Genomic DNA, 6,038 nt, shown 5'->3' with positions numbered 1-6,038 from the left:
CCCCCCACCGGTCGGCGCCGGAGGCGTCGAACCCTCTAGCTCAACGCGCGCCAGCCGATATCGCGGCGGCAGAACCCTTCGGGCCAGTCGATCCGATCGACCATCGCATAGGCGCGTTCCCGCGCCTCGGCCAGCGTCTTCCCGCGTGCGGTGACATTCAGGACCCGGCCCCCAGAGGCCACGATCCGGCCGTCCGTCTCGCTGGTGCCAGCATGGAAGACGACATGGAACGAATCCTCCGGCAGGCCGTCCAGCCCGCGGATCTCGGTTCCCTTTTCGTAGGCCCCCGGATAGCCGTTCGCCGCCATCACGACGGTCATCGCATGGTCGTCGGCCCAGGTCACCCTTTCTCCGGCGAGGCGTCCCTCGGCCGCGGCCTGGATCAGGTCGAAGGCCTGGCCGCCCAGCCGGAGCATCAGGACCTGGCATTCGGGATCGCCGAAGCGGACGTTGTACTCGACAAGGCGGGGGCGGCCGTCCCGGATCATCAGCCCGGCATAAAGCACGCCTTGGAACGGCGTCCCGCGCCGCGCCATCTCGGCCAGCGTCGGGCGGATGATTTCCGCCATCGCGCGCTCGGCGATCCTGTCGGTCAGCACGGGCGCGGGGGAATAGGCGCCCATGCCGCCGGTGTTCGGCCCGGTGTCGCCTTCGCCCACGCGCTTGTGGTCCTGCGCCGTGCCGATCGCCAGCGCGTCCGTGCCGTCGCAGAGCACGAAGAACGAGGCTTCCTCGCCCTCCATGAATTCCTCGATCACCACCTCCGCGCCGGCCTCGCCGAACGTGCCCGAGAACATCTCGTCCACCGCGGCCAGCGCCTCGTCCAGCGTCATCGCCACGATGACGCCCTTGCCGGCGGCCAGCCCGTCGGCCTTGATCACGATGGGAGCGCCTTGCGCCCGGACATATTCCTTCGCAGGCGCGGCCTCGGTGAACCGCGCCCAGGCGGCGGTGGGCGCGCCGGCAGCGTCGCAGATCTCCTTGGTGAACCTTTTCGAGGCCTCGAGCGCCGCCGCGGCCTTCGAGGGGCCGAAGACCGAGAAGCCCGAGGCGCGCAGATCATCGGCCACGCCCGCGGCCAGGGGCGCCTCCGGGCCGACGATGACGAAATCGATCGATTCCCCTTCGGCGAACTCGACGACCGCGGTTCCGTCCATGATATCCAGAGCGGCGCATTCCGCGATCTGTGCGATGCCCGCGTTTCCTGGCGCCACGATCAGTTTGTCGCATTTCGGGTTCTGCATCACGGCCCATGCCAGCGCATGCTCGCGCCCGCCGCCGCCCAGGATCAGGATATTCATGCGTCCGTAAACCTCTTCATTCTCGAAAGCGCCGCCTTGATGCCGACGCGGATAGCGAAAGAGGCGGCAGGCGGCAAGGTTGCCGGAGCCGGCGTGGCACATCGGGCTCTGGTCTTCCGGGTGCGGCTGTCGCTAAACTCGGCGAAACCCCTGGCGCGAGGCGGAGCGATGGACCTCTTCGAAGACAAACCGGGCGACAACGCCCCCGAATTCACCGTCTCCGAGATATCCGGCGCGATCAAGCGCGTGATCGAGGGCGAGTTCGGCCGGGTCCGCGTGCGTGGCGAGGTGGGGCGCGTGTTCCGGGCGCGCTCGGGGCATCTCTACTACGACATCAAGGATGACCGGAACGTCCTGTCCTGCACCACGTGGAAAGGCCAGATCGACCAACTCTCTGTCATGCCGGAAGAAGGGCTCGAGGTCGTCGTCACAGGGCGGCTCACCACCTTCGGCGCCCAGTCCAAGTACAACATGAACGTGGACGAGATGGCGGTCGCCGGGCAGGGCGCGCTGATGGCGATGCTGGAAAAGCGCAAGAAGGCGCTCGAAGCCGAGGGCCTTTTCGCCGCCGAACGGAAGAAACCCCTGCCGTTCCTGCCCGAGATCATCGGCGTGGTGACCTCGCCCTCGGGCGCGGTGATCCGCGACATCCTGCACCGCCTCCGCGATCGCTTTCCGCGCAAGGTGCTGATCTGGCCGGTCGCCGTGCAGGGCCAGTCCTGCGCGCCCGAGGTGGCCAACGCGATCCGCGGCTTCAACCGTCTAACGCCGGGCGGCGCGCTGCCCAGGCCGGACGTGATCATCGTCGCGCGCGGCGGCGGCTCGATCGAGGATCTCTGGGGCTTCAACGAGGAGATCGTGGCCCGCGCGGCGGCGGAAAGCGCCATCCCGCTGATCTCTGCCGTCGGCCACGAGACCGACACGACGCTGATCGACTACGTCTCCGACCGGCGCGCACCCACGCCCACGGCGGCGGCCGAGATGGCGGTGCCCGTGCGCCGCGACCTGATGGTCTGGCTCCGCGAGCAGGAGGCGCGTCTGGCCCGCGGCGTGACCCAGGGCGTCGAGCGCCGCCGCCAGCGGCTCTCCGATCTTTCGCGCATCCTGCCGAAACCGCAGGCGCTTCTGAACGACCCCCGCCAGCGGCTCGACCGTGCCGAGGAGCGGCTGGCACAGTCTCTGACACGAACGGTCCAGAAGAAACGCGCCGAACTCGCCCTCCACGCTGGCGCCATCCGGCCCTCGCTGCTGCGCGGGCGCATCGACACCGAGACCCGCCGCCTCGATGACCGGGCCGCGCGGCTTCAGCCCGGGCTGACCCGTGCCGTCGAACGCAAGCGCGACCGGCTGGGCGGGGTGCTGGCCCGTCTGCGCCCGCAACCGCTCCGCGAGCGCGTCGCGCTCCAGCGCCGCGACCTCGAGAGGGTGATGCCACGCCTGAAGCAGGCCTCTGACCGCCGGCTCGCCACGCTGACCGACCGGCTTTCGGCGCTGAGCCGCATGCACCAGAGCCTCGGCTACCAGGCGACGCTGGCGCGCGGCTATGCCGTGGTCCGCAAGGGCGAGAGGGTCATCACCTCGGCCGCGGAGGCGACCGGCCGGCTCGAGATCGAGTTCGGTGATGGCCGTGTAGAGGCCAAGGCCGGGGACAGGCCGCCGGCACAGGGCAGGCTTCTCTGACCGGCAGGCTCGGGTCAACTCTCTTCAGATTGTCCGTCCTCTTGGCGAAAATACTTCGGGGGAGTCCCGGACCCTGTCCGGGACGGGGGCGGAGCCCCCTTCAGACGCCGATCTCGGGCCCGAGGCACAACAAGGGATCGGACGAACTCGATGTCTCGTAAAGCTCCGTCGACATCGGATCGTTTTCGAAACGCGCGACTATGCGGTTTCCGTGGGCATAGAACTGCCAGCACTGCGGTTCGGCGATGTCCTCGTAGACGAAGCAGATCTGCTCGCCCGCGACATACCAGCGGCCTTCCTGGCATTTCCCGTCGAGGAAACTCCAACGCACGCGCCGCCCCTCGAGGTATTCTTCCATGCCATAGGGCGCTCCGCCGGCCGAATAGGTCAGGACCTTGCCGGTCACCCGCGACTCGAACTCCGCCGCTGAAATCGGCGTCTCGGCCTGCAGGGCCGCCGGGAACAGGAAGAGGGCGAGAGCAATCGATAGACGCATACTGCAAAGTATCGCACGGATGCGGGAGGCAGGCCAGAGCGGAACGAGGCCATCAATCGTCGCATTTGGACCTGTCATCCCCCGCCTGAAGCGGTAGGAATTGGTCAGAAGAACGCGAGGGAGAACTGCCGATGGCGCTGGATCAGCGTAAGGGCGTGTGGAAATCGGGGCAGGGCAAGGGGCGCAGGACGCCCAAGGGCCGGCAACTGGACGACGCGGCGCTCTCCGAGGTTCGGGCGCTTCTTGGCGACCGTCCGCGCCGCCGCGACCTGCTGATCGAGTTCCTGCATCTCATTCAGGATGCCGAAGGACACCTTTCGGCGGCACATCTGCGCGCCCTGGCTGAAGAGATGCGGCTGTCGCAGGCGGAGGTCTACGAGGTCGCCAGTTTCTACGCCCATTTCGACATCGTGAAGGAAGGCGACACCCCGCCGCCCGCGCTGACGATCCGGGTCTGCGACTCCCTGTCTTGCGAGCTGGCCGGGGCCGAGGCGCTGAAGAAGGCGCTGGAAGACGGCCTCGACCCTCAGCAGGTCCGCGTGCTGCGCGCACCCTGCATGGGGCGTTGCGATACCGCGCCCACGCTGGAACTGGGTCACTACCATATCGATCACGCCACGCCCGAGAAGGTGGCCGCAGCCATCGCGGCGGGCGACACCCACGCCCGCGTGCCCGGGTACGAAACGCTGGAAACCTACCGCGCCTCAGGCGGTTACGACACGCTGCTCACCCTGCGGGACGGCGGCGACTGGGAAAAGGTGCAGGAAGCCGTGCTGGCCTCTGGCCTGCGCGGGCTGGGTGGCGCGGGCTTCCCTTCGGGGCGGAAATGGGGCTTCGTACGCGGCAATCCGGGCCCGCGTTACCTGGCCGTCAATGGCGACGAGGGCGAACCGGGCACCTTCAAGGACCGGTATTACCTCGAGCGTACGCCGCACCTGATGCTGGAAGGCATGCTGATCGCCGCCTGGGCGGTCGAGGCCGAGACCTGCTTCATCTACATGCGCGACGAATATCCCGCCGTTCTGGAGATCCTCCGCCGCGAAATCGCCGCGCTGGAAGCCGCCGGGATCGTCGATACGGGATATATCGACCTTCGCCGGGGCGCGGGAGCCTATATCTGCGGCGAGGAATCCGCGATGATCGAGTCGATCGAAGGCAAGCGCGGCCTGCCGCGTCACCGTCCGCCCTATGTCGCGCAGGTGGGCATCTTCGACCGCCCCACGCTGGTCCATAACGTCGAGACGCTGCACTGGATCGCGCGGGTTCTGCGAGAAGGGCCGGAGATACTCGGTTCGGTCGAGAAGAACGGCCGGAAGGGCCTGCGCTCGTATTCCGTCTCGGGCCGGGTGGCCAGACCGGGGGTCTACCTTCTGCCCGCAGGCTCCACCATTACCGACATCATCGAGGCGGCGGGCGGCATGGCCGAGGGGCACGCGTTCAAGGCCTATCAGCCCGGAGGGCCGTCCTCGGGTCTGCTTCCGGCCTCCATCTCCGATGTGCCGCTCGATTTCGATACCCTGCAACCCCTCGGCTCGTTCATCGGCTCCGCCGCCGTCGTGGTTCTGTCGGACAAGGACAGCGCGAAGGCGGCGGCGCTCAACATGTTGCGTTTCTTCGAGGACGAAAGCTGCGGGCAATGCACGCCCTGTCGGGTCGGCTGCGAGAAGGCGGTCAAGCTGATGCAGGCCGACCGCTGGGACCAGCCGCTGCTGGAGGACCTCTGCCAGGCGATGGCCGACGCCTCGATCTGCGGGCTGGGGCAGGCGGCGCCGAACCCGATCCGGCTGGTGATGAAGCACTTTCCGAGCGAGGTCTGAGGGGGCTCTGCCCCCGCGCGCTGCCGCGCGCCCCCCGAAGTATTTCGGCCAAGAGGAAGGCCGCTTGCTTTTCAGCGCTCCTTTTGCGGACTACATGGGGGTGACGAATCAAGGCAGGCAGGACGGCAATGGCGGAACAACAGATCAACCCGGTCACCAAGCAGATCCTTGAACTGGGTCCGCCCATGCTGTTCTTCGTGGCCTATCTCTACATGAGGGACGAGACCTACAGCTTTGGCGGGACAGACTATTCCGGCTTCATTGTCGCCGCCGCGATCTTCGTGCCCATCCTTCTGGCCTCGATGGCGATCCTCTGGAAGCTGACAGGCAAGCTTTCCCGCATGCAGGTCTTCACCATCGTCATGGTGGTGCTCTTCGGCGGGCTGACCGTGTGGTTCAACGACGAGAAGTTCTTCAAGATGAAAACCACGCTGGTCTACGGCCTCTTCGCCGTGATCCTGGGGATCGGGCTCTTGCAGGGACGCAGTTACCTCGCCTGGATCATGGCCGAGTTCTTGCCGATGACCGACGAGGGCTGGATGAAGCTGACATGGCGGCTGACGCTGTTCTTTGCCGGGCTGGCTGCGGCGAACGAGATTGTCTGGCGCACCATGTCGACCGACGCCTGGGTCAAGATCGAGACCTTCGGCTTCCCGATCCTTATGTTCCTGTTTCTCTGGGGCCAGATCCTGACGCTTCAGAGATACCTGATCGACGAGGAAGCGGGCGAGAACTGAAACGAAA

Annotated in this window: 5 protein-coding genes; 3 read left to right on the top strand and 2 right to left on the bottom strand. The window is 67.0% G+C overall.

What is annotated here, in order from left to right:
• Positions 1–35: 35 nt before the first annotated feature.
• On the bottom strand, positions 36–1,301 hold the full coding sequence (gene purD, locus ACKLNI_RS14080) for a phosphoribosylamine--glycine ligase (protein ID WP_413719710.1): 1,266 nt from the start codon (positions 1,299–1,301) through the stop codon (positions 36–38).
• A gap of 168 nt (positions 1,302–1,469) precedes the next feature.
• On the opposite strand from purD, the gene xseA reads away from it, so the two are divergent.
• A complete protein-coding gene (xseA, locus tag ACKLNI_RS14075) occupies positions 1,470–2,981 on the top strand; it encodes an exodeoxyribonuclease VII large subunit (RefSeq protein WP_413719714.1) in 1,512 nt (503 codons plus the stop codon).
• A 100-nt stretch (positions 2,982–3,081) separates the two neighbouring features.
• On the opposite strand, the gene ACKLNI_RS14070 is transcribed toward xseA, so the two are convergent.
• Positions 3,082–3,555 carry a hypothetical protein gene (locus ACKLNI_RS14070; RefSeq protein WP_413719709.1) on the bottom strand — a complete coding sequence of 158 codons (474 nt, stop codon included), beginning with the start codon at positions 3,553–3,555 and terminating at the stop codon, positions 3,082–3,084.
• Positions 3,556–3,608: 53 nt separating this feature from the next.
• Between ACKLNI_RS14070 and ACKLNI_RS14065 the strand changes: the two genes are divergently transcribed.
• Entirely contained in the window at positions 3,609–5,294 is a 1,686-nt protein-coding gene (locus tag ACKLNI_RS14065) for an NAD(P)H-dependent oxidoreductase subunit E (protein ID WP_413719708.1), read from the top strand.
• 128 nt (positions 5,295–5,422) lie between these two features.
• Positions 5,423–6,031 carry an inner membrane-spanning protein YciB gene (locus tag ACKLNI_RS14060; protein ID WP_413719707.1) on the top strand — a complete coding sequence of 203 codons (609 nt, stop codon included), beginning with the start codon at positions 5,423–5,425 and terminating at the stop codon, positions 6,029–6,031.
• Positions 6,032–6,038: the final 7 nt, after the last annotated feature.

It is taken from the genome of Silicimonas lutimaris, assembly GCF_047314965.1.
Classification (GTDB): Bacteria; Pseudomonadota; Alphaproteobacteria; order Rhodobacterales; family Rhodobacteraceae; genus JAVJUV01.
Note: the sequence above shows the minus strand (reverse complement) of the source record. Positions and strands in the feature narration are given on the sequence as shown.

What these genes read in the sequence shown, in the direction of transcription:
- purD (WP_413719710.1), bottom strand. Translation starts at nt 1,301, where the DNA reads ATGAATATCCTGATCCTGGGCGGCGGCGGGCGCGAGCATGCGCTGGCA.
- xseA (WP_413719714.1), top strand. Translation starts at nt 1,470, where the DNA reads ATGGACCTCTTCGAAGACAAACCGGGCGACAACGCCCCCGAATTCACC.
- ACKLNI_RS14070 (WP_413719709.1), bottom strand. Translation starts at nt 3,555, where the DNA reads ATGACAGGTCCAAATGCGACGATTGATGGCCTCGTTCCGCTCTGGCCT.
- ACKLNI_RS14065 (WP_413719708.1), top strand. Translation starts at nt 3,609, where the DNA reads ATGGCGCTGGATCAGCGTAAGGGCGTGTGGAAATCGGGGCAGGGCAAG.
- ACKLNI_RS14060 (WP_413719707.1), top strand. Translation starts at nt 5,423, where the DNA reads ATGGCGGAACAACAGATCAACCCGGTCACCAAGCAGATCCTTGAACTG.